This window comes from uncultured Senegalimassilia sp., from assembly GCF_934636665.1.
Classification (GTDB): domain Bacteria; phylum Actinomycetota; class Coriobacteriia; order Coriobacteriales; family Eggerthellaceae; genus Senegalimassilia.
Genome location: NZ_CAKUAT010000020.1, coordinates 24,164 through 44,767, shown reverse-complemented (window position 1 = coordinate 44,767; position 20,604 = coordinate 24,164). Strand labels below are relative to the sequence as shown.

The 20,604-nt window shown below is 58.7% G+C and carries 19 protein-coding genes; 16 read left to right on the top strand and 3 right to left on the bottom strand.

Going from position 1 to position 20,604, the window contains the following annotated elements; all coding sequences use genetic code 11:
- The first annotated feature begins 322 nt into the window (after positions 1-322).
- Together Q0G75_RS08310 and Q0G75_RS08305 are read left to right on the top strand one after the other, a co-directional pair.
- Positions 323-1,324, top strand: a complete 1,002-nt coding sequence (locus Q0G75_RS08310; protein ID WP_042436629.1) for a ParA family protein — start codon at positions 323-325, stop codon at positions 1,322-1,324.
- A complete protein-coding gene (locus Q0G75_RS08305; RefSeq protein WP_294417956.1) occupies positions 1,317-2,378 on the top strand; it encodes a ParB/RepB/Spo0J family partition protein in 1,062 nt (353 codons plus the stop codon). The genes Q0G75_RS08310 and Q0G75_RS08305 overlap by 8 nt, the downstream gene beginning before the upstream one ends.
- Here the strand turns inward: Q0G75_RS08305 and Q0G75_RS08300 are convergent.
- On the bottom strand, positions 2,367-3,893 hold the full coding sequence (locus Q0G75_RS08300) for a hypothetical protein (protein WP_294417955.1): 1,527 nt from the start codon (positions 3,891-3,893) through the stop codon (positions 2,367-2,369). The genes Q0G75_RS08305 and Q0G75_RS08300 overlap by 12 nt on opposite strands.
- 570 nt (positions 3,894-4,463) lie before the next feature.
- On the opposite strand from Q0G75_RS08300, the gene upp reads away from it, so the two are divergent.
- The 3 genes from upp to mnmA all read left to right on the top strand — a co-directional run bounded on the left by upp (position 4,464) and on the right by mnmA (position 7,274).
- Positions 4,464-5,114: a uracil phosphoribosyltransferase gene (gene upp / locus Q0G75_RS08295; RefSeq protein ID WP_294417953.1), complete on the top strand. Its 651-nt coding sequence runs from the start codon at positions 4,464-4,466 to the stop codon at positions 5,112-5,114.
- Positions 5,115-5,122: 8 nt separating this feature from the next.
- Positions 5,123-6,052 carry a gamma-glutamyl-gamma-aminobutyrate hydrolase family protein gene (locus Q0G75_RS08290; RefSeq protein ID WP_294417950.1) on the top strand — a complete coding sequence of 310 codons (930 nt, stop codon included), beginning with the start codon at positions 5,123-5,125 and terminating at the stop codon, positions 6,050-6,052.
- 67 nt (positions 6,053-6,119) lie between these two features.
- Positions 6,120-7,274: a tRNA 2-thiouridine(34) synthase MnmA gene (gene mnmA, locus Q0G75_RS08285; RefSeq protein ID WP_294417949.1), complete on the top strand. Its 1,155-nt coding sequence runs from the start codon at positions 6,120-6,122 to the stop codon at positions 7,272-7,274.
- 102 nt (positions 7,275-7,376) lie between these two features.
- Here the strand turns inward: mnmA and Q0G75_RS08280 are convergent, their stop codons facing one another.
- Positions 7,377-8,543 carry a phosphoglycerate dehydrogenase gene (locus Q0G75_RS08280; protein WP_294417948.1) on the bottom strand — a complete coding sequence of 389 codons (1,167 nt, stop codon included), beginning with the start codon at positions 8,541-8,543 and terminating at the stop codon, positions 7,377-7,379.
- Positions 8,544-8,890: 347 nt separating this feature from the next.
- Between Q0G75_RS08280 and Q0G75_RS08275 the strand changes: the two genes are divergently transcribed.
- From Q0G75_RS08275 to Q0G75_RS08225, 11 genes are all read left to right on the top strand, one after another.
- Complete coding sequence (locus Q0G75_RS08275; protein ID WP_294417947.1) at positions 8,891-9,691, top strand: YebC/PmpR family DNA-binding transcriptional regulator; 801 nt, start codon at positions 8,891-8,893, stop codon at positions 9,689-9,691.
- 183 nt (positions 9,692-9,874) lie between these two features.
- On the top strand, positions 9,875-10,483 hold the full coding sequence (gene ruvC, locus Q0G75_RS08270) for a crossover junction endodeoxyribonuclease RuvC (RefSeq protein WP_294417945.1): 609 nt from the start codon (positions 9,875-9,877) through the stop codon (positions 10,481-10,483).
- Positions 10,480-11,082, top strand: coding sequence for a Holliday junction branch migration protein RuvA (gene ruvA, locus Q0G75_RS08265; protein WP_294417943.1), 603 nt, complete (start codon positions 10,480-10,482; stop codon positions 11,080-11,082). Before ruvC ends, ruvA begins: the two co-directional genes overlap by 4 nt.
- Before the next feature lie 29 nt (positions 11,083-11,111).
- Positions 11,112-12,215, top strand: coding sequence for a Holliday junction branch migration DNA helicase RuvB (gene ruvB, locus Q0G75_RS08260; RefSeq protein ID WP_294417942.1), 1,104 nt, complete (start codon positions 11,112-11,114; stop codon positions 12,213-12,215).
- A gap of 9 nt (positions 12,216-12,224) precedes the next feature.
- The gene (locus Q0G75_RS08255) at positions 12,225-12,635 is read left to right on the top strand and encodes a hypothetical protein (protein ID WP_294417941.1); all 411 of its coding nucleotides are present in this window, start codon (positions 12,225-12,227) and stop codon (positions 12,633-12,635) included.
- Between the two features lie 23 nt (positions 12,636-12,658).
- Complete coding sequence (locus Q0G75_RS08250; RefSeq protein WP_294417940.1) at positions 12,659-13,645, top strand: C-terminal binding protein; 987 nt, start codon at positions 12,659-12,661, stop codon at positions 13,643-13,645.
- A 109-nt stretch (positions 13,646-13,754) separates the two neighbouring features.
- Positions 13,755-14,483 (top strand): MerR family transcriptional regulator, encoded by a 729-nt coding sequence (locus Q0G75_RS08245; RefSeq protein WP_294417957.1) that lies wholly within the window; start codon positions 13,755-13,757, stop codon positions 14,481-14,483.
- A gap of 94 nt (positions 14,484-14,577) precedes the next feature.
- Positions 14,578-15,600, top strand: a complete 1,023-nt coding sequence (gene nirJ2 / locus Q0G75_RS08240; RefSeq protein WP_294417938.1) for a putative heme d1 biosynthesis radical SAM protein NirJ2 — start codon at positions 14,578-14,580, stop codon at positions 15,598-15,600.
- A 30-nt stretch (positions 15,601-15,630) separates the two neighbouring features.
- Entirely contained in the window at positions 15,631-16,623 is a 993-nt protein-coding gene (locus tag Q0G75_RS08235; protein ID WP_294417937.1) for an ABC transporter substrate-binding protein, read from the top strand.
- 71 nt (positions 16,624-16,694) lie between these two features.
- Positions 16,695-17,672, top strand: coding sequence for an iron ABC transporter permease (locus tag Q0G75_RS08230; protein WP_294417936.1), 978 nt, complete (start codon positions 16,695-16,697; stop codon positions 17,670-17,672).
- Complete coding sequence (locus Q0G75_RS08225) at positions 17,659-18,432, top strand: ABC transporter ATP-binding protein (protein ID WP_294417934.1); 774 nt, start codon at positions 17,659-17,661, stop codon at positions 18,430-18,432. Before Q0G75_RS08230 ends, Q0G75_RS08225 begins: the two co-directional genes overlap by 14 nt.
- Positions 18,433-18,505: 73 nt before the next feature.
- Here Q0G75_RS08225 and Q0G75_RS08220 read toward each other — a convergent pair whose 3' ends face one another.
- Positions 18,506-20,479: a GNAT family N-acetyltransferase gene (locus Q0G75_RS08220; RefSeq protein WP_294416489.1), complete on the bottom strand. Its 1,974-nt coding sequence runs from the start codon at positions 20,477-20,479 to the stop codon at positions 18,506-18,508.
- Positions 20,480-20,604 lie beyond the last annotated feature (125 nt).

Here is a 20,604-nt window from a genome sequence, read left to right as displayed (position 1 = left end):
CTTGGCGGGCTTGGCGGGCTTGGCGGGCTTGGCGGGCTTGGCGGGCTTGGCGGGCTTGGCGGGCTTGGCGGGCTTGGTTTTCTTACTGTGCAGAACCTGCACAGTAAGAAAACCAAGCCTATGATTATGAATCGAACGAGATCGCACAGACATCACTGAACAGGAATCGATATAACAAATAATTGTGAGATTCACTGCAATATATGTTAGAAATGCTTGAAAGTAGCTTGAAATGCAAGTAAAATTGTTGGTGTGCAGTTCCTGCACAGTCCTCAAATCGTATCGTACATATGTTCGTGTTATATATTAGACAGGAGCGCAAATGGCCAGTAGGGCGAAGGTGCGCGGCGGGGAAAAGCAGCAGCAATCCCTGTCGTTGGGAAGGGAAACCGTAGAAGAACTAGAGAAGGAAGCGGAACGCCGCGGACTGAACAAGTCGCAACTCGCTGACCTTTTGCTGAACGGCCAGCTAACCCAATCCGCCGACAAGCCGACAATCATCTCCATCATGAGCTACAAGGGCGGCGTCGCAAAGACAACCACGAGCACCTGCCTTGCGGTTTGCCTTTCAGAGCTGGGCTACAAGGTTCTGGTTATCGACATGGACGGCCAGGGCAATGTCAGCCAGAGCCTGGGCGTCTACGATCCCCGCTCCGAGGAAGCCTGCATCGCCGACGTTCTGTATCAGGCAACACCAAGCTCTCCGCGTATGTCGCTGAGCGAGGTTATGCGCACAACCGATTACGAAAACGTGTTTTGCGTGCCCTCGAACTTCCGATTCGCTGACGCGGACACCCGCCTGAAAGCAGAAATCGCAGGCGGCGTCGACACCCGCCTGCTGTACGCCATTGAGGACCTCATCGACGAAACCGCCAGGAGCGGCGAGCGTAAGTTCGATTACATCATCATCGACTGCGGACCGCGCCTGGATATGACGACCACGAACGCAATCGTCGCGCTTGAAGCCGGAAACAACGCTTCGCATATCATCATCCCGATCAAGGTGGATGGCTATGCAATCGCAGGCCTTTCGCAGACGATCGATACGATCAACCGTACAGCAAGAGAGCGCCGTCGCCTGCCGCAGCACTGGAAGATTCTGCAGACAATGATCGAGCGAAATACCTCTGCATACAAATATGGCTGCCAGATGATGAAGGAAGCCATTCCGAATGCAGAGTACTTCAATACGAAAATCGAGAAGAGCACCGTGGTTCCCGAAGCAAGCTTAGCGATGGAGCCCTTGATCAAATACGACCCCAACAGCAAGCCCGCGATTTCGTATCGACTGTTGGCCCAGGAAATCGAGGAAATGAATGCCTAGGAACAAGCTACAAGCCGCACTCAAGAATAACGGAGGAGCAATCGCCAACGTGACGCCGCGTTACGAGAAGCTCACCGATGAGCAAATGCGCCTTGCGGCGTTCGAGGCCAGGGACAACCAGGAAGGCGCCATCACCGACAAGATGGCAAACAGCAATCGTCGAAATACGCTGCTGGCCGAGATGGGTTTTGACTGGTTCGACATCGACAATCTTAAGCCGAATCCCAACAACAGCTACACCATCACCGACGAGGATGTGAACAACCTTGCTGGCCTGATCTGGAACAGCAAGGAAGTCGAGCCGCTGATTCTGCGTGAGACCGAAGACGGCATCCAGATCATCGATGGCGAGCGCCGTTGGCGCGCATGCAAGCTGCTCGCAGAGAAATACGGCGACGCATGGCGCATGGTTCCTGGCAGGTGCCATAAGCTTGGCGCCGTTTCCGACGAACAAGCTAATTTCATCATGCACTCGAGCAATATCGGCCAACGAAACATCAAACCGTCGGAACGTGCACAAGGTTTCAGGGTGCTGGCGGACAAACTAGTGGAATGGCGCAAAGACGATCCGTCGTTGAAGGGCGTGAACACGAAAACGTACCTCGCAGAACACTTCGGGGTGTCCGAACGAACTGCACAGGTGTTGCTGAACATAGCAAGAAACCTGTCGAAAGAGGGCAATGATCTTCTTGACGCAGGAAACATCACGCAATCCCAAGCAGAGGCATTGTCGAAACTTTCAAGCGCACAGCAGGAGAGCGTCATCAATGCGGTGCGCAAGGAGAAATTGACTGCTGATGAGATTTCTACACTCATCGAAGCAGCAAAAGCTTCCAAACAAGAACAACCGATGGAAGCTTTAGTTACAGCAACGCAAACCAAAGCACATGAGAAGGTCGTACGAGACCCTAAAGCACCAAAAGATGTGAACGGTTACCTGAAAACTGCGAGGAACGCGCTGCGACACGCTGAGAACGCAGAAGGCGAAGCAGATTTCAAGCTGTTAGGGGAAATCAAAGCCTTGGTACGCTCGATTGAAAAATCACTGGACTAGCCGCTGGTTGTAGATGAATCGCTGAATAGCGAAGAAGAAGAAACCCTCCCAAATCAAAGCGACAAAAACACTTGCATGGAGGGTTTCTGTCAAAAAGGAATAGCCAGGAACAACAAAGAACTTAGGAAATTGGGATAACAAGCACTTCTTAAACTCGTGTGACAAAAAATTGCATGCATCGAGTACTTTCTTGTTATAACGACTTACGTTCACCAAAAGACGTTGATGCTGTTTTTGCTTATAAGAGCTGATAACTGTAGCCACTGTTCTAACTGAGCACATAACTTGTTTCGCTATTGAGGCGTAGGTATGCGAACCTTGGCGAAACAAGGCGATGATACGGGCGTTTCTTTGGTTCCTTTTCTCTTTGGTGATGCGTTTTGCTTCTTTTCGCAGGACCGATCGTTTCGACTCGAAGAAGTTGATAGCCATCTCCTCTTCCAATGTCATCGCGAGAAGTTCACGAAGGCGGTTAGCGCCGATGAGGTAATAGCCCTGTTCCCCACGCATGTTGGTTACGGAGTCGACCGACTTAATGATTCCGTTGAGTTCGCTTTCGTTAAGCGGATTCAAGAAGTTGTTATTAAAGGAGCTCAGCTTTTGCTGCGCTATCTCGTGCGGATACACCTGGACAGCCGTGTTGTAGAACACGAACGACATGAGCTCGCGGTTTCCTTTGCAATCGAAGTTGCGAAACTTCTGGAGCTCGATGATCTTGGCAAGGCGGCTTTTCAGAAGAGGCTGATAGTTGATGACAGAAGCGGTCTTCTTGAAAGCACGTTTGAGATTGGGTTTGCAGTTGGGTTGTTCGGCGTGTGCCGGTGCGAGTTCGGAAAGTTTCGACAAGCTATAGAGCGCATCGAAGGAATAATCGAACAGCTTGGCGAATCGCCTTGCTTTTGCGTTGTAGGTTCCGGGGATGCGGGAAACGCGCGAGACGTCGAACGTTGCGCGGTCGACCGAGATTCCCTTGATGGGGGAGATGACGGAATCGAGCAACGATGCCATGTGTTTCTGCACGCTTTCGAAAAGCTTTACGGATTTAGTGTTGACCAGGCCGTTTGCACCCACTCGATACGGAATGGACCGTGTGAGGACGTAAAACAGCTGTACGCCTCGACCGGAGTCGATGGTCATGGTGGGTTGGGGGAGATTTCCTTTCCCAACGGCTTGTTTGAGCGTGCTAAGCGTTTGGTTCACGATAGCGCGAGTTTCCTGAAGGCTCTGATCATGACAATCGAGGTCGAAGAACAGCGCATTCAGTTGCCTGACTTGCCCTGATTTCCGGCATGCCGAAGTGAACCCGTTGTGGGTCATGTAGTAGGCGGACTTCGCGTTGAAGCCCATGGCCGGCAGAGATTCGCTTTTCACTGCGGTGTCCTCCCAGGACCCGCTGGCGTCCGACGAGACCACGTAGTAGCTGTTGCGGTCGTCGTGCGTGATAAGCGTGCGGAAAATCTCCCACTCGCTTCCTTGCACGTGGGAAACCGTCGCACCTACTGGTGGTTGAGGCATACTGCACCCTTCGCGACCTGCAGAAACGCGGTCGCTTTCTAGTCGAATGTATTCCGTTTTCGACAATGAAAAAAAGAGTGCAAAAACAAGAACGCCTTGTGAGCGCATGTTCTAAGTGGTAAAATATCACCTGTGAGTGAGTGGTCGATACTTGATCACTTAGGCAACCCCCTAGTTGGCGCTAGGGGGTTCTTTTTTCTGTTGTCGATGCAAGCGGGGAGCTATGTTGGCGCATAGGTATCCACGCTTGTTACTTGCACAGTCTATAACAAGAAACACTTGGCTGTCCACATTGTTTTGTTATGAAAACAGGCAAAAGGGCTTGATTCGGTTACGCGTTGGTGGTTGTTGCGCGATTGAGGCCGGTGCAAAATTGTCGCAAAACTAGCTTCTTGCCTGGTGTTTTTCGTCTTGCAACCTCAACTGTCGGCGAAATTGTTGCAACTTGTTTCCGAATGGAAAGAAATTGTTATAGTTTGATGGCCGAACACCGGTTGACGGTGCTTGGTTGCCGGGCTTTAGCGTATGATATGCAGTCAAAGATCGCTGGAGTCTGAGAGGAGCCTTGGGATGGATGAGACGCGAATAGCCGATGAACGCCTGAATGTGCTCGAGCATCCCCTTGTCGCGCATAAGATGTCGATTATGCGCGATGCGTCCACGGCTCCCTTTCAGTTCCGCCAGCTGGTGCGCGAGGTGGCGATGCTGGAAGTGTACGAGGCTTCGCGCGATTTGCCGACGGAACCCGTTGAGGTGGATACGCCTTTGCAACACACGGTTGGGAAGCGGATTGCGGGTGAGAATCTTGCCGTGGTGCCGATCCTTCGTGCGGGTATGGGCATGCTCGACGGGGTTCTTTCCGCCATACCCTCCGCTGCAGTGGGGGTGCTTGGCATGGAGCGCGACGAGCAGACCCATCAGCCGCGCGAGTATTACGCGAAGATGCCGAAGGGGATAGCCGACAGGACGGTGTTTTTGATCGATCCTATGTTGGCTACGGGCGGCAGTGCGCTTTCGGCTATTCATTACCTGCGTGAGCAGGGTGTTCGCGACATTCGATTCCTAGTGCTGGTGGCTGCCCCCGAAGGGGTTCGTGCTGTGTTGCAGGAGGATCTGGATGTCCGCATCTGGACTTGTGCTCTCGATGATGGGCTGAACGATCAGGCGTATATCCTTCCCGGTTTGGGCGATGCGGGTGACCGCATCTTCGGCACTTTGTAGGGGGCGCTATGGAAAGCGTGCAGCGCCCTATTAGCATTGAGGAGATTGCCACGAAAGCGATGGGTGCATCGCGGCCGGTCATCGGCATCGTGCCGACGTATGACCCCAACGAGGGCATTCTTCGTATGAACAACCACTATGCGCAGGCTATCGTTGCTGCGGGCGGGGCGCCGCTGATCATCCCGTTTACCAGCGATGTCAGCGTGTACGAATCGTTGCTGCCGCGTATCGATGGGTTCGTGTTGTCGGGTGGTCAGGATATCAGTCCCGTGCGCTATGGTGGCGACATCACCTATGGCAAGCTTTCGGAATTGACGCCCGAGCGCGAGGAAGTGGAGTACCTGCTGCTCAGCTATGCGTACCAGTTCGATTATCCGTTGCTGGGCATCTGCCGTGGCATGCAGATGATCAACGTGTTCTTCGGGGGCACGTTGTACCTGGATTTGGAAGAGCAGTTCGATGGCATGTGCGCCGTCGACGATGTCCCCGTGCCGACGGAGGGCGTGCAAACGCAAGCCGGTGGGCGCGTGAACCATTGGCAGACTAAGGAGTACGGGCATCCCACCCATACGGTCTCGATCATGCGCTCAAGTAAGCTCGGTGAGATCCTAGGCTGCGATTCTGCAGCGGTGAACTCCATGCATCATCAGGGCGTTCGCGCGTTGCCTCCCAATTTGGCGGCTGCTGCTTATGGGCCTGATGGCCTGGTGGAAGGCGTGGAGGCGAAGGATTGCCGCTTCCTTATGGGCGTGCAGTGGCATCCCGAGTACTTCGTGGAGGACGGCGGTCATATGGCGCCGCTGTTCCGCTCCTTGATCGACGAGGCGCGGCAGATGCGTTGCCGTGAGGGACGCTGCCATGATTGCCTTCGCATCGATCGCGAGGAATGCGACCCGAATGCCGTGTGGCCCGCGGTCAAGTTCGCTGACTATATCTAGCTTGATGGTCGGGTCGTTCGGGATCGCGGGCCTCGTGACGGTAGGCTGTTTGAAGGAGTAATCCCAGGTGGATGGTGAAATGCGAGAGCGTGTGCTGGTTGCGATGAGCGGCGGGGTTGACAGCTCGGTGGCGGCGCTGCTGCTTCGCGACGCGGGCTATGATGCAACGGGCGTCACCATGAAGCTGTTCGACAACGAGGTTGCCGGCGCCGGGGGCGCGTGCGTGGTGGGCGAGAGCACCTGCTGCAGCCAAAGCGATGTCGAGGACGCCCGTCAGGTGGCGTTCGGGTTGGGGCTTGAGCACTTCACGTTCAATTTTACGGGAACGTTCGGCTGCGAGGTGATCGATCGGTTCTGCGATGCGTACTTGCACGGCCGCACGCCGAACCCGTGCATCGACTGCAACAGGTACCTGAAGTTCGCTGCCTTGCAGCGTCGCCGCGCACAGCTTGGCTTCGACTATGTGGCGACCGGCCATTATGCGCGCCGTGCCTTCAATGAGCGAACGGGTAGGTTCGAACTTCGCCGCGGATTGGATGAGGCGAAAGATCAGAGCTATGTGCTGTACCATCTGACGCAAGTTGACCTGGCGCATATGTTGTTCCCGCTGGGAGAGCTGACGAAACCGCAGGTGAGAGAGCTGGCGGAGAAGCATTCGTTCGGAAACGCCCATAAGGCGGAGAGCCAGGACATCTGCTTCGTGCCCGATGGAGACTATGTGTCGTTCATTGCACGGTACATGGGGCTTGGGGATGACGCTTTGCGCGATGGCGTGGGCGGTCTGGCGGTTCCTGCGGCGTTTGAGCCTGGGGATATCGTTAATGTCGACGGCAAGGTGCTCGGGCGGCACGGCGGACTGGTTCATTATACGATCGGGCAGCGCAAGGGCATTGGCATCGCCGCGCCTGAGCCGTTGTACGTGGTGGGCAAAGATGCTGCCGAGAACGTGCTGGTGGTAGGCCCGCGCAGCGAGTTGGGCGTGCGCGAGGTGCGCGCCGGGGACGTGAACCTGATCTCGGTGGCGGAACTTGATAAGCCGATGCGCGTTACGGCGAAAACCCATTACCGCCAACGAGCACAGGCTGGCGAGGCGGTAATGGAGGGCGATCAGCTGGTGGTCCGCTTCGATGAGCCGGTCGCGCGTCCGGCGGCAGGGCAGTCGCTGGTGCTCTACGATGGTGACGCCGTTGTGGGCGGAGGGACGATCGAGGCCAGTGAATAAGCTGTCTAGACGGTGGCTTGAGCTGGGCTTTCAAAAAGAATGGGACGCGGCTTGGGTTCAAGCCGCGTCCCGTTTTGCGAGGTGCTGCGGGTGTTGCGTTCGTTACTTCACGATGCGGACGCGGTGGACGCCTTCGATGGCCGTGAGCTTGGCGACAAGTTCGTCGGTTGCGGGGGCGTTGAGGTCGAGCATGGTGTAGGCGGCGTTGCCGCGGGCCTTGTTCGTGAGGTTGTCAATGTTTGCTCCGACTTCGCCGAACACGCCGGTGATCTGGCTGAGCATGTCGGGCACGTTGGCGTGGAGCACGGCGACGCGGCCGCCCTGCGCGGGGGCGGGGCCCATGTCGCAGGCGGGGTAGTTCACCGAGTTCTTGATGTTGCCGTTCTCCAGGTAATCCTTCATCTGCAGCGTTGCCATGATGGCGCAGTTGTCCTCGGCTTCGGCAGTGCTGGCACCGAGGTGTGGCAGAACGATGGTATTTTGCATGGCCATGACCTCGGGCGTTGCGAAGTCGGTGACGTAGGTGGCAACGCGGCCGGCCTCGAGGGCCTCGGCCATGGCGGCGTTGTCGACCAGGGTGTCGCGGCTGAAGTTCATGACGGCGCAGCCGGGCTTGGCGACCTCGAGCTCATGCGCGCCGATCATGCCACGCGTGGAGTCCATGGCGGGCACGTGGATGGTGACGTAGTCGCTGCGATGCAGGACGTCGTCGAGGTTGGTGACGTGCTCGACGGAGGGGGACAGGCGCCAGGCGGCCTCAGCGGAAACGTAGGGGTCGTAGCCGAGCACGTTCATGCCCAGGTCGATGGCGGCGTTGGCCACCAGCGCGCCGATGGCGCCCAGGCCGATGACGCCGAGCGTCTTGCCGGAGATCTCCTGGCCTGCGAAGGCCTTCTTCGCCTTCTCGGCATCCTTGCCGATGGTGGGGGAGCCGGCGTGCTCGCGGCACCAGGCGGCGCCGGGCAGGATGCCGCGGCTTGCCAGCAGCATGCCGCACAGGACGAGCTCCTTCACGGCGTTTGCGTTGGCGCCGGGGGTGTTGAACACGACGATGCCGGCTTCGGCGCATTTGTCGAGCGGGATGTTGTTTACGCCGGCGCCGGCGCGGGCGACGGCCAGCAGGCCTTCGGGCAGGTCCATGTCGTGCATGGCGGCGCTGCGCACGAGCACGCCGGAGGCTTGCGCGATGTCGTCGGTGAGCTGGTAGTCGGATCCGAGCAGGTCGGTTCCCTTGGCGGAGATGTTGTTCAGGCAGTTGATGTAGCGCATGAAGCCCCCTTCGGCGTGTGCGGTTGCGGTTTGCGAACTAAATCTAGCTATATAGTGGGTTTGGGGGAACGCAAAGTCAACGATTGGGGCGGCGGTCGGCGGATTTGCGGCGGGTTTGGTAGCAGATCGCGAAACCGCATGCGGAGAGGCCCGGGAAAAGGGGTGCGCGTTTTCGTTCGAGTGCATTCTTCTGGGGTCGGACGATAGCGATGCTAGCGGCATTCCGGGCCGTTTTCGCCGATTTCCCGTTTTGCAAACCGTATGAATGGCATGGCTGGGGAACGGTTTACTTGACAAGGGTGCTAGAATTATCAGCTGGTATTTGCTGTAATTCGAAGGGACGTGCTATGTCAGGGCATTCTAAGTGGGCAACCACGAAACATCGCAAGGCTGCGCAGGACGCTAAGCGCTCCGCGTTGTTCTCCAAGCTGTCGCGCAACATCACCGTTGCTGCCAAGGAGGGTGGCGACCCGAACCCCGACAACAACGCATCGCTGGCCGCCGCAATCGACAAGGCCAAGGGCTACTCCCTGCCCAAGGACAAGATCAAGACCGCCATCGACAAGGCCTTCGGTTCCGGCAAGGACGCCGCGAACTACGAGACCGTCGTGTACGAGGGCTACGGCCCCTGCGGCGTGGCCATCCTCTGCGAGGCTCTGACCGACAACCGCAACCGCACCGCTGCCGACGTGCGTGCCGCATTCACCCATGCGGGCGGCAACCTGGGCACCTCCGGTTCCGTTTCCTACATGTTCGAGCGCAAGGGCCAGATCATGGTCTCCAAGGAGATCGAGACGGGCGACAAGAAGCATCCCATGGGCCCGAACGGCGCCGCTGCTGATGAGGAAGAGTTCGAGATGGCCGTCATCGAAGCCGGTGGCGACGACTACGAGGACGCCGACGAGGAGTGGATCGTCTACACCCAGCCGTCCGACCTTATGGCCGTGAAGAAGGCCCTGGAAGAGCAGGGCGTGCAGGTCAAGGGCGCCGAGATGACCATGGAGGCCACCACGCCCGCAACCGTCACCGCCAACGACGCCAAGAAGGTCATGCGCCTGGTGGACAAGCTGGAAGAGCTTGAGGACCTGCAGAACGTGTACCACACCATGGACATCACCGAGGAGATCGCGGCTGCTCTGGACGAGTAAGCGCGCGGAACATCCTTCGCATGCGAACGGCCTCCCGATCGGGAGGCCGTTTTTTTGCGCTCGAATCCGGCTTAGCTTGCTGGTTTTTGGAAAGAAGAGGAGGCGGGAAAATCGTTGAGGGGATACGAACATCCGTGTGGTAGTATGTCCACGAACAAATGTTTGAACGGATAAGGCAGGCGGATGACGGAACCTCGAACGATCTTGGGCATAGACCCTGGCTTGGCGAACACAGGATGGGGCGTGGTGCGGCAGGACGGCCCGCGCATGGAGTGTGTGGCGTACGGGTGCGTATCCACGCCTGCTGGTGTGGAGCTGTCGCAGCGTTTGGCGAAGATTCACGAGCAGATATCGGCGGTGATCAGCCGGTTTGAGCCCGTGTGCCTGGGGATCGAGACGGTGTGGTTCGGCCAGAACATCACGGCCGCTTTCGCCACGGGGCAGGCGCGCGGCGCCGCTTTGGTGGCATGCGCCCAGCATGGGCTTTCGGTCGGCGAGTTCACGCCGCGTCAGATCAAGATGGCCGTGGTGGGCACCGGCTCGGCCGACAAGGCACAGGTGCAATATATGGTGAAGAAGCTGCTGAACCTGCAGGTGGAGCCAAAGCCCGATCATGCTTCGGATGCGCTGGCGGCGGCAATCTGCTATACCACCCACGAAGGATTCGGGGGAGTCGGCGGTGCCGATGCGCTGGCGAAGCTCGAGGCGCGCGGCCGCGTGATGGCGGGTGCGGGTACGGGCGGCGCCGCCGGGGCGGTGGCTCGAAAGATCTTGGAGGAAGGTGCGCGATGATCGCATTTCTGAAAGGCATGCTGGCGGGCAAGACCGCCGCATGCGCGTATATCGATGTGCAGGGCGTCGGCTATGCCGTCGGCATGTCCCAAGGCGCGCTTTCGAAGCTGCCGGCGGTGGGCGAGCCTGTGCAAGTGCACACGTATCTGCAGGTATCCGATAACGGCATCGCGCTGTACGGGTTTTTAACGCTTGAGGAGAAGGCTCTGTTCGAGCGCCTGATCGGGGTCAGCGGCGTGGGCCCGAAGGTTGCGCTGGCAGCGTTGTCCTCGTTCACGCCCGAAGCTTTGGTGGCGGCGGTGCAGGCGCAGGATGTGACGGCGGTGCAGAAGATCCCGGGCGTGGGCAAGAAGACGGCATCGCGCATCATCCTGGAGTTGAAGGGCTCGTTCGATCAGGGGCTGGCAAGCTTGTTCGATGTTTCGGGCGCGCCCTCTTCGGCGGCTGCCGTTGCGGCCGAACGCCTGAAGGGCGCACGTGAGGCGTTGTTGGCGCTGGGGTTCGCCTCTGCAGAGGCAGATGTTGCGTTAAAGGGCGCGCCCGAGGACGCAGATGAGAACGCGCTGATAAAATACGCCTTGAAACGTTTAGGTAAATAACGCGGTAAATGGATGACGGAGCTTGAGCTTTGGCTGATGGAGTGAAAATAGAGGGAATGGTGTTCGAGGCGGGTTCCGTCTTTGATGGCGAATCCTCGTCGACGGCTCCCGTAGGTGCGACCGATCCCTCGCAGCGTGCGGTCGCACCGGATTTGACAGAGGACGACCTTGCGCTCGATCGTAGCTTGCGACCGAAGCGTCTGGGCGATTATCTCGGCCAAACGAAGATCAAGGAGTCGCTTGCCATCTTGATTCAAGCTGCGCAGGAGCGCGGCGACGTTGCGGACCATATCCTGTTCTCGGGACCTCCGGGCTTGGGCAAGACCACCCTTGCCACCGTGGTGGCAAACGAGCTGGGTGCGAACATTAAAACCACCAGCGGTCCTGCGATTGAGCGAACGGGGGATCTTGCCGCGATTCTCACGAACCTTGAAGAGGGCGACGTGCTGTTCATCGACGAGATTCATCGTCTGAACCGCATGGTGGAAGAGGTTTTGTATCCCGCGCTTGAGGACTTCGCGCTGGACATCGTGGTAGGCAAGGGACCGGCGGCTCGTTCCATCCGTTTGGATCTGCCGCGATTCACGCTTATCGGCGCCACCACCCGCACGGGTCTGCTTACCGGGCCCTTGCGCGACCGCTTCGGCATCGCGTTTCGCTTGCAGTATTACACGCCTGAGGAGCTGGCTTCCATTGTGCAGCGCTCCGCTTCCATTTTGGATGTGCCCATCTCTTACGATGGCGCATTGGAGATAGCGCGCCGCAGCCGTGGCACGCCTCGTTTGGCCAACCGCATGCTCAAGCGCGTGCGCGATTGGGCGCAGGTGCGCGGCAACGGCATCATCGACGAGGACGTGTCCGCGCAGGCGCTGAGCTTTTTCGAGGTGGACCCACTGGGGCTGGACGCGGTGGATAATCGTATTTTGGAGCTGCTGTGCGTGCAGTTCGGCGGGCGTCCGGTGGGGTTGACCACGCTTGCGTCGGCGTTGGCCGAGGACCCGGATACGCTTGAGGACGTGTATGAGCCGTATCTGATGCAGCAGGGCTTGCTTATCCGTACGCCGAAGGGTCGTCAGGCAACCGAGCGGGCGTACGAGCACCTGGGCATTTTTCATGAACCGACGAATAGCTAGGAGCGGCCGATGTTCGAGCAAGACTATCTGATGAAGTTGCTGCTAGCGTTTTACCAGGCTATGTTCAAAAGCCTGCGACGCGTTACCGACGAGGACGAAGATTCGAAGGAAGCGGCCGATACGCTGGACGAGGTTGTCGGGAACGCCGTTGGGATGGACGGCGCCAGCTTGCTGTCACTGACCCCGGAATCCGTCGTCGGCGTGCTGCAGGTGTCCGGCACCGATCCGCGCGTGACGGAGTTCATTGCTCGCAGCTTGTTGCTTTCGTCTGAGTATCTGACACAAGCGAAACAAGGCGCATTGGCGTCGTTGCGCGTGGAACAGGCGCGGGCGATCGCGGATGCGTATGGGATCGATTTGCCTGACGACCCCACTGACCTGTCCGACTTGAAGGAAATGGCCGAGCAAGCTAACGCCTAGCAGGGGCAACGATGGGAGTGGATATGCCGAAGATCGTAGCGGTCGATACCGATTTCGAGGATAACAATCTGGAAGAGGCCATGGCTCGGGATGCGGGCATCGAGTTCGAGGTCACGCGTGGCCGTACCGCTCAGGCAGTTATCAACGGGTTGTTGGAAACGGGCGCCGATGCAGCGGTGACGTCGTATGCGATGTTCCCGCGCGAGGTGTTCGAGGCATGTCCGAACCTAAAGGCGGTTAGCCGCACGGGGGTCGGGTACGACGAAATCGATGTGGAAGCCGCTACCGAGTACGGCGTTGCCGTTTGCAATGTGCCGGGCTACGGTACGGAAGTGGTATCCGACCACGCCATTACGCTGGCGCTTTCGGTTTTGCGTCGAATCAACGAGCTTGATGCAGACATGCGCCGCGGCGTGTGGGATTATGCGCGTACTCGTCCGTTAGGGCAGTGCCGCGGCCGCGTGTTCGGTGTCGTAGGCATGGGGGAAATCGGCAGAGCGGCAGCCAAGAAGGCTGCTGGTCTGGGCTTTGATGTGGTGTGCTGGTCTCGCAGCCTGAAACCCGGCCGTCGCACGCCCGAAGGCTATCCCGTGCTGCGTTTGGAGGAGCTTTTGCAGACGGCAGACGTGGTGAGCCTGCATACGGCGCTTACTCCCGAGACACATCATCTGATCAGCGCCGAACGCCTTGCGCTCATGAAGTCTGATGCCGTGTTGGTGAACACCGCTCGTGGCGCTGTGGTGGATACCGTGGCGCTGGCTCAGGCGCTTTGCGAGGATAAGTTGTGGGGCGCAGGTTTGGACGTGTTCGAGCAGGAGCAGCCCTTCGACTTCGATCACCCCATCATGAAGGCGCCGCACACCGTGCTTTCGGCGCATGCGGCGTATTGGTCGGAGGAATCCGGCCGCGAACTGCGCGAGCGCGCGATGCAAGCTGCTATCGACGCTGTGCAAGGGCGCGTTCCGGTAGATTGCCTGAATCCCTGCGTGTTCGATTCTTCTACGAAGTAGCGCTTGACGATGACGTAGCGTCATCCGCTATCTTGATTATTTTTCGGCAGAGTCGATGTCGGTTCGTGGGGTGAAGCAGGACATGGGGCAACAAGGTAGCCAAGACTTGATGACGGTTGGGGAATTGGCTTCGCGCGTCGGCGTGACGGTTCGAACCATCCAGTACTACGATCAACGCGGGCTGCTGCATCCCACATGCAAAGGGGAGCAAAATCTTCGCTTGTATTCCTCGTCTGACGTCGATCGTCTCAATCGCATAATCACGCTGAAATACTTGGGGCTTTCGCTTACCCAGATTCAGGAGGGCGAAGGGAGCGACCCCGACGGCGAACTGACCGCCGCTTTGGCGGATCGCGAGGCGGAGCTCGAACGCGAAAGCGCGAGAATTCTTCGGGATATGAATGCGTTGCAGAGTTTGCGCGCACATCTTGCTGTGGCCGATCATGTGGATTGGAGCGAATCTGCATCCGCCGTTGGTAGCGCGCGGGATCGTGAGGACATGCTGTGGTCTGCCATCACTGGCGAATCGCTTGAAGGTTGCCCGATTCCCGAGTTATCTCGCGAAGAGGTGATCTGCTGGCATCAGCTGATGGGTGACACGATCGAAGCAATGCATGATGGCGTTTTGGCAACTGATGAGCGCGCACGAGCGCTTGCAATTCGTTTTTCCAGCTTAGGGGGCATGCCCCATGCCCTTGCCGGTTTGAAACGCTTGGCAAACCAGCGCAGCTCGGGGCCAAAGCAGTACGGTCGTGACTTTTATGCCGGTATTCAACGGCGCACGTTGAGCTTCTTGCAAGATGCGCTCGATTGCTCTCGCTCTGATACGCGGGAATAACTGCACAGGTACGCTTATCGTTGTATTGACGGTGACGTAGCGTCGCTCGATACCGTTTTCCCCTGCAGTGATAACTCAATCAGAGGGGGAAACGATGATCGTATCGTGGATGACCACGAATCGATGCAACTTGAAGTGCGCTCATTGCTATCAAGACGCAGACGAGTGCGATAACCGAGAACTGTCGACAGAAGAAGCGCGAGCGATGATTTCCGACATTGCGCGTGCGGGTTTCAAAATCATGATCTTCAGCGGCGGTGAGCCGCTTATGCGCGATGATATTTTCGAATTAGTAGCTCATGCGGCATCGTGCGGGCTCCGTCCGGTATTCGGCAGCAACGGAACCTTGATCACGCAAGACGTTGCGCGAAAGCTGAAAGCGGCGGGTGCGTGCGCTATGGGTATCAGCATTGACAGCCTTGACGCGGAAAAGCATGACAAGTTTCGCGGGGTCAACGGTGCGCATGCGGCAACGTTGGCGGGAATCGAAGCCTGCAAAAACGTCGGCCTGCCATTCCAGATTCACACCACTGTGGTTGATTGGAACCGCGACGAGGTGTGCGCTATCACTCGCTTTGCCAAAGAGTTGGGCGCGATGAACCACTCGGTGTTCTTCTTGGTACCGGTTGGGCGTGGCAAGGACATTTCGGACGAAAGCATCGACGTTGAGCAAAATGAGCAGCTGCTCGCTGATATTTTGCGTGCCGGTCGTGATGCTGGCATCGAAGTCAAACCTACGTGTGCGCCGCAGTTTATGCGTATTGCCGAGCAGATCGGTGTTGAAACGCGCTATACGCGAGGTTGCTTGGCGGGACTGACGTACTGCGTGGTCGGAAGCGAAGGTATTGTGCGAGCGTGCGCATATATGACCGAAGATGCCGGCGACGTGCGTAAACAACCGTTTGATGAGATTTGGCGCACCAGCCCAGTATTTCAAGAGCTGCGCACGCAGGCGTATAAGGGCGCGTGTGGGGCGTGCGATTATAAGGGCGTTTGCGGCGGATGCCGCGCTCGCGCTGCGTATTACCACGACGGGGACATTTTGGGACAGGACGATTACTGTGCATGGGGCATGAAGAGCGAAGCACGGGATGCGTCCGGCGTATCGGTCGCTTAGCGGGACCAACTAGTCCAAAAGGAGCAAACAATGAATAAGGTTGCAAAAGGTGCCGTCACGCTTTCGTGCGTGTTGGCTGTGGGCGTAGGGTCGTTCTCTCTGGCGGGGTGTGCGTCGCAAGGGAATCCCGTTGCGTCTGACGCGGGCGAAACGGAGGCGTCGGCCACGCAAGGTGCGTATACCTTTACCGATGATTTAGGCCGCGAAGTGACGGTTGCGTCGCATAATCGTGTGGTTGCCGGCATGGGCAGCTTCGCAAACGTGTGGGAGCTGGCAGGTGGTACGCTGGTTGGCGCGTCCGACGACGCTTTCTCCGATTACCACATTGCGTCTGATGCGCAGAAGATCGGCGATTTTTCTTCGCTTGATGCCGAATCGATTATCGCGCTCAACCCCGATTTCGTGATTTTGACGGGGTCGAGCAGCGGCCGCGGCGGCGGCGTTGCGCAAACCGAGTTGGCCGATACGCTTACAGCGGCGAACATCCCTGTGGCGTATTTCAAGGTAACCACGTTCGATGACTATCTGCGCATGCTGCGTACATGCTGCGATATAACAGGTGACGAGCAGGCGTATGCGGAAAATGGTCAGGGCCCGGCAGATAGGATCGCCGAGATTTGCGCGAAGGCGGAAGGAAAGCAAGCTAGCAGCGCCGTGGTGCTGACCACGTATTCGGGCGGTACGCGCGTGCAGTCTTCCTCGACGCAGACGGGAACCATGCTTGCCGATTTGGGTGCGCAGAACATCGCCGATTCCGATAAGGGCTTGTTGTCCGATTACAGCTTGGAGGCTCTGATTCAGGACAACCCGCAAACCATCTTCCTTCTGCCTATGGGTAATTCGGATGAGGCGGCGCAGCAGGCGCTTGCCGAGCAGACGACGCAGAACCCGGCATGGGCGCAGCTTGATGCGGTGAAGAACAATCGTGTGGTGACGCTTGATCCGAAGTTATTCCAGTACAAGCCGAATGCTCAGTGGGATCAGGCGTATCAAGTCCTGTTCGACGCGCTGTACGGCGAATAGGTTGATTCGTGCGCGGGAATCGACTCAAAACGGTTGCGGCGACGGATTGTGCGCGACATCGCTTTCGCCTGATGCTGCTTGTTCTGCTTTTGGCGCTTGCCGGCGTGGTGTTCGCCGGTCTGGCGCTGGGGTCGTCGTCTATTGGTGCGAACGACGTGGTTGCGTACGCTATGGGCAACGCGTCAGACATGGCAGTGAACGTGCTGGCGAACGTGCGCGTGCCGCGTGTCCTTGGGGGCGTGCTTGCCGGTGCTGCGCTTGCTGAGGCGGGTGCGCTTATCCAAGCAACGTTGAATAATCCGCTGGCCAGCTCAAACATCATCGGCGTCAACGCTGGATCCGGCCTGTTCGTTTTGCTGTTCGCATGCGTGGCTCCGCATGCACTGGGCGTGTCGGCAGCTGGTGCGTTTTTGGGCGCGCTTGCTTCGGCGTTGCTGGTGTTCTTCGTGTCGTTGTACGCGGGGGCCTCGCGCCTGACCATCGTGCTTGCCGGCATGGCGCTCACGTCCATATTCACGGCGGGAATGAACGCGATCCTCATTTTCAACCCGGATGCCTACGTCAACTCATCCGGGTTCCTGGTCGGAAGCCTTTCGGGCGTGATGGCGTCTGAGCTGGTGATTCCTGGGTGTGCGATTCTCGTTGGGCTGCTTGTGGCCGCAGGCCAGGGAACGCGTCTTAATATCTTGTCGTTGGGGGATGAGGGTGCGCACGCGCTGGGGCTGAATGTGCGGCGAACCCGGCTGACGTTGCTTTTGCTTGCAGCTTTGCTGGCGGGTGCCGCGGTTTGCTTTGCCGGCCTTATCGGATTCGTCGGGCTAGTCATCCCCCATATCGTTCGCTTCTTCGTCGGTCACGATAACCGTCGCGTATTGCTGCTCTCGCCGATTGCCGGGGCCATCGTGGTGTGTGCGTGCGACACCGTTGCGCGCACGCTGTTCGCGCCGTTCGAGATCCCTGTGGGAATCTGCATGGCGTTGATAGGCGGCCCGTTCTTCATTTATCTGATTCTTCGTTCGCGGAAAGGAGAGGTCGATGGGCGATCTTGAGTTCGATGACGTCGTATTCGGGTATGGCAGCAGCCTTTTGTTCGACGGCTTTTCCGCGTCGTTTCCGAAAGGGAGCATCAGCTGCATCGTCGGGCCGAACGGCTGCGGGAAATCAACGCTTGCGAAACTTGCCATGGGGCTGGTGAGGCCGACGTCGGGGCGCGTGCGCGTTGCCGGGCGTGATGTGTCATCGCTGGCTGCTCGCGATCGAGCGCGTCTTTTAGGCGTGTTGGTGCAGCAGCAAGAGGCGCCGATGATGACGGCGCGCGAGCTGGTGGTGTGCGGAAGGTTTCCATGCTGTGGGTCGTTTTCGCGCTTGAGCAGGGCAGATGAGGAACGCATCGACGAGGCGCTTTCGCTTGCCGGCGTGTCTGAGCTACGTGATCGTTCGCTGAGGAGCTTGTCGGGCGGGCAGCGGCAGCGCGTGCGCATGGCTATGGTGTTAGCGCAAGATACGCCGATCGTGCTGCTTGACGAGCCAACATCGTTCATGGACGTGGCGGCATGTTTCGATATGGTGCGGCTGATTCGCCAGGTTCGGCAGCGCGGCAAGACGGTTGTCGCGGTGATTCACGATTTGAACCTGGCGCTTTCGGTTGCTGACCAGGTGTTTGTGATGGAGCGAGGACGTTTGGCCGCGCAGGGTGAACCGAACGATGGCGGCGTTCGTGCTGCTATTGAGCGGTCCTTCGGCGTGCGCCTGGAGCACGTGCAGACAAGCTTCGGCACAGCCTGGGTTCCTTTCGAGTCGCGTGAATGAATCTGTATCCGTAGCGTTCCAGCTCGCCACCTATTAAAAGGTGGCGAGCTGGAACGCTACGGGGAACATTGGCTCATAAGTTGCGTTGTTGGTATAGGCCGTTGTCGGCGAAGCCTTGCTTGCGGTAGTAACCGCGAGTGCCTACGGCGCTGATCACGTTTACGGCTTGGTACCCGTTGTCGCGGGCTATATCGCAGGCTCGCTCAATGAGCATGCGGCCGAGGCCCCGGTGCTGGGCGTTCTCGCCGCCTTGGTGCAGGCCGGCAACGCGCCCGTATACGTGCACCTCGCGAATCATGGCCTCGCCGGCGTTAATGGGCAGGTCGGAAGCGTGCGCGCTCACGTATTCAGCGTTTGGCATGGATAGGCGCAGGAAGCCTGCGATGCGGTTGTCGGGAGTGACCCACTGTAGGAAAACCTCGTGGGTGTTCGTCGTTTCATAGGCTACTTCCGAAAGCGAGAGCTCGTCGCTTGCGGCAGCTCCGAAAGCGATTTCGCGGGAGCGGATTTCCTGCACCGGTTGGGCTCGTTTGGCAAGCTCCAGGTCGACTAGCTGACGCAGGTTCACCTTCTTGTTGCCGGTCATGATGTCGTGTGCCGATATATCGCGGATCATGCGCGAGATGCGCGTGAACGGCGGTGTGACCAGTACGTCATCGGCCAGCAGGTTGACCAGCTCCTCCTCGGTGTAAGGGCGCCAGCTGCCGTCGCGCCAATGTGACACCAATCCCGTGCCGTCTACAAGTGCGCAAGGGTACAGCTTGATTTCGTCGGGTTTGAAGGCGGGGTGCTCGACCATGCGGCGGTAATCGGCGGCATCGCTTTCGGGCGTTGCGCCGAGCAGGTTCGTCATGAAGTGCGCATGCGTTTTGAAACCGAAGATACGGGCAAGCTCGAAAGCCTGCTGCGTGCGATCGACGCCGATGCCTCGATGGTTCGCGGCAAGGATGCGCTCGTCAAGGCTTTGGATGCCCATCTGCAGCTTCGTGCAGCCTAGACGGCGCAGCATAGCAAGCCGTTTGGGCGTGACGGCGTCGGGGCGTGTCTCCACCACAAGGCCCACGCAGCGGTGCTCGGCGGACTCGTTGTTGCGCTGCAGGACTTCCAGCTGGGAAAACGTTGCAGTCTGCCATTGCGCGGCAGCGGCCCAGCCGTTACGGGGAGCTGCATCTTGCGGGTCTTCGGGGTCGGCCGATTCGGGGTCGGCCTTCTGCGAATCGCTAGTTACGGTGCAGTTGAGGGAAGCGCCGTTGATCGCAGCATTGCAGTCATCCGTTCGAGCGTGCAACCGGGCATCGCCCGCGCGGGTTCCGCAGGCGTATAGATTTCGGACCGTTTCGTTGTAGGAGGCTTCACCGGTGGTGACGTGGGCTTGCGCTTCGGCGGCCCAGTCGGCAAGGTCGTCTCGCTCGCAGGCTATGCCGGCGTTGCGGTACTGCTCGCGGCGCGTTTCGGATTCGCGTTCTACCGTGGCTTCGCATCCCATGTCGTTCAAGGCACGGAACAGTTCGTGCATGTACCAGATTTGGTAGGCCTCGGGGTAATCGCTCCAGGTGCCGCCCAACACGATGAGCTCCACCTTATCGGTGACGTGCCCCATTTGATGCAGCGTGCGCAAACGGGCGGTGACCTGCAGATATGGGTCGAACCAGTTGCGCTCAGCTCGTTGGCAGGCCGGCTCGTCGTGCAGGTAGCTTTTCGGCATGCGCACGTCGTTGGGGCAGTACAGGCATGCGCTCGAGCACGGCCAGGGCTTCGTGAGCACGGTGACGGTGGCCACGCCGGATGCGGTGCGGCGGGGTTTGACCTGCAGCGTTCGCACCAGCAGAGCCTCTTCGGCGGGCGAAACGCCCCAGGTATGCCACTGTTCGGGGCGGTGTTCCTTCGCCTCCTGATAAAACGGCAGCAGCTTCTTCTTCGCCACATAGCGGACGGGGCCGGCCACCTCGCGGTTTCGGGCGCGGATGATGCGATCGAGCGCATCGGGGGCAAGCGGGGCGTTGGTGCGGCGGATCTCGCCGAGGATGTTCTGCAGTGTCTTTTCCATAGCCGGTATTGTACGGCATCGCGCAAAAGGGCGAAGGGGCGGTGCATCGGTATCGCGAAAAGGCACGAAGTAGCGCGTCGGTCAGGCAGCGCGCGATACGGCTGTGTGGGAAAAGTCATGCAGCT